This window comes from Fictibacillus gelatini DSM 15865 (genome assembly GCF_000430745.1).
GTDB classification, from domain to species: Bacteria; Bacillota; Bacilli; order Bacillales; family Fictibacillaceae; genus Fictibacillus_A; species Fictibacillus_A gelatini.
The window spans coordinates 1-2,383 of sequence record NZ_AUMP01000074.1 but is presented as its reverse complement, the minus strand read 5'-3'; the positions used below and the strand labels follow the sequence as shown (position 1 = coordinate 2,383).

3 protein-coding genes are annotated in these 2,383 nt (G+C 40.8%); 1 reads left to right on the top strand and 2 read right to left on the bottom strand.

What is annotated here, in order from left to right; genetic code table 11:
* Nucleotides 1-116: 116 nt before the first annotated feature.
* Together H538_RS0118080 and mqnE are read right to left on the bottom strand one after the other, a co-directional pair.
* Nucleotides 117-305 carry a hypothetical protein gene (locus tag H538_RS0118080; protein WP_026678780.1) on the bottom strand — a complete coding sequence of 63 codons (189 nt, stop codon included), beginning with the start codon at nucleotides 303-305 and terminating at the stop codon, nucleotides 117-119.
* A 113-nt stretch (nucleotides 306-418) separates the two neighbouring features.
* Nucleotides 419-1,513: an aminofutalosine synthase MqnE gene (mqnE, locus tag H538_RS0118075; protein WP_026678779.1), complete on the bottom strand. Its 1,095-nt coding sequence runs from the start codon at nucleotides 1,511-1,513 to the stop codon at nucleotides 419-421.
* A gap of 277 nt (nucleotides 1,514-1,790) precedes the next feature.
* Between mqnE and H538_RS0118070 the strand changes: the two genes are divergently transcribed.
* The gene (locus H538_RS0118070) at nucleotides 1,791-2,147 is read left to right on the top strand and encodes a HesB/IscA family protein (RefSeq protein WP_035351512.1); all 357 of its coding nucleotides are present in this window, start codon (nucleotides 1,791-1,793) and stop codon (nucleotides 2,145-2,147) included.
* Nucleotides 2,148-2,383 lie beyond the last annotated feature (236 nt).

Below are 2,383 nucleotides of genomic sequence, written 5' to 3'. Positions count from 1 at the left end.
ATAAGATGACTACAGAAAAAACGTCAAAAGTGATGAAAAAAACAAACCCGTTCTAAAATCAAAGATTTAAAAACGGGTTTGTCAACAGTCTGAAATCCCCTCTAAAGGGGATTTTTTTAACCTTTGCCCAATATCGCTAAGAGTCCTTTGTAGATGAGGACAGCGGCAAAAACAATGACTACGATGATTGCAATAATTTTAAGGGCAGGGGCAAAGATGGCAAGAAAAGTGCCGCCTAACGGAAGATTTAATAAAAAGTAGCCGGCAAATAAGGCAGCAAGAAAAGTAAGAATACTATTTGACATCGCATTTCCCTCCAAACGTTATGCGTATACTTTATATATATGTACATGCACAACAAAAGGGCTTAAAAATACGAAAAATGGTCAGACACCTAAAAATGTCTGACCAAAAAGGATTAATATTCTTTAATAATGTTATAGAACGTGTCACGCTCTACCGGTTTTTTGCCGGCGGTTTTGATTAAATGAATCAATTCTTTCCGTGTAATCCCCTGTGAGGATAGTGCACCAACGGAGTGTGAAATGCGTTCTTCCACAAGCGTGCCGTGAATATCATCGGAACCAAATGTCAAAGCCATTTGCGTCAATTGAACACCGATGTTGATCCAATATGCTTTAATATGATCAAAATTATCAAGCATGAGTCGGCTAATGGCAATTGTTCGTAAATCATCATAGGCTGATGTCCGGCGATTTAAACCGGCATTAATTGAACGCGGTTGCATGGCGAGTGGAATAAACACCATAAAGCCATTCGTCCGGTCTTGAAGCTGGCGAACACGGTCCATGTGAATTAGCCGTTCTTCCTTCGTTTCGATCGAACCGTATAACATAGTCGAGTGAGTCCTAAGTCCGAGGCTATGGGCTGTTTCGTGTGCTTCAAGCCATTGGTCGGTAGACGCTTTATCCGGACTCATTTTCTCGCGATAGCGCTCTGTAAGAATTTCCGCTCCGCCTCCAGTTAATGAGCTTAGCCCTGCTTTAATTAACTCTTCCAATACTTCTTTCATTGATATGCCGGCAAGACGTGAGAAAAATTCAATTTCGGCACCGGTATATGCTTTAACGGTCACATTCGGATAATGCTTTTTAAGCAAACGAACGGTATTGACATAATAATCGAATGGAACTTCATTGTTATGGCCGCCAACGATATGGAACTCGCGTATGTTATCATTCCAGCGTTTTTCTACATACTCAAGAAGTTGCTCATCGTTCATCGTATAAGCGCCCTCTTCTCCTGGCTTACGCTTAAAACCACAAAAGCTACATGTTGCCTCACAGACGTTCGTCGGGTTAATGTACAGGTTTTCAATGAAATAAACGTTATCCCCGTTTTTGCGTAAATTTACTTCGTTTGCCAGCTGGGCTACGCTTAAAAGGTCAGGTGTTTCATATAAGTATAAACCGTCTTCTATCGACAACCGCTCTCCGTGTCGAACTTTTTCGGCAATCTCTTCCATTTTTGTGTCTTTTGTTATTATAGACATGCTCTCTTCCCCCGTTTCTAATCATACGCTCTATCAAGTGAAACTTGCATAACGCAATTTATAAAGTGAAAATGCCTCCTTATACGGCAAAATGCTTCCTATATTATAAGCCCAATTTTAGAGGACGACAAGGAATGAACCTTATTTCAAGGTTTTGGCATTTATTTTTACCGTAAAGAAAAACTAATTATATGGTAAGAAGTTCAATAACTTGTGGATTAATGAGATGCTTTGTATACTAAAAATAAGGGAAACCTTCAATGAAGGAGTGAAAATCATGATTGTCAATTTAACAGAAGCGGCAGTAAGCCGAGTGAAAGAAATGATGGCGGCTGAAGAGGAAACCGGGCTATTTCTCCGTGTAGGCGTAAAAGGAGGAGGTTGCAGCGGATTATCATATGGCATGGGATTTGATAAGGAAATCCATGAAGGGGACCATGAGGAAGATTTTGACGGTCTTAAAGTTGTAATTGATCAAGACAGCGCGAAAATATTAAAAGGAACGACGATTGATTTTAAACAGAACATGATGGGCGGGGGCTTCACGATCGACAACCCGAACGCTATCGCTTCATGCGGCTGTGGTTCTTCTTTCCGCACAGCAACAAATGCCGGTACGCCGGAAGAGTGTTAAAAATAAAACCTTCTTAAACGACCTCGTTTAAGAAGGTTTTATTGCTTGGGGAAAACTTTTGGTGGTTGAGGACTTTTTTCTAGTCACGGAGGCTGATTTTGTCCATAAACTGACTCTATCGAAAAATTTTTGCATCTGGGGTCCCGATTTTGTCCGGCAGAACCCGTCTCAAGGACAAAAATACGGTCTGGGGACAAAAATCTGTCCGATAGAACCTGTTTCAAGGACAAAAATAC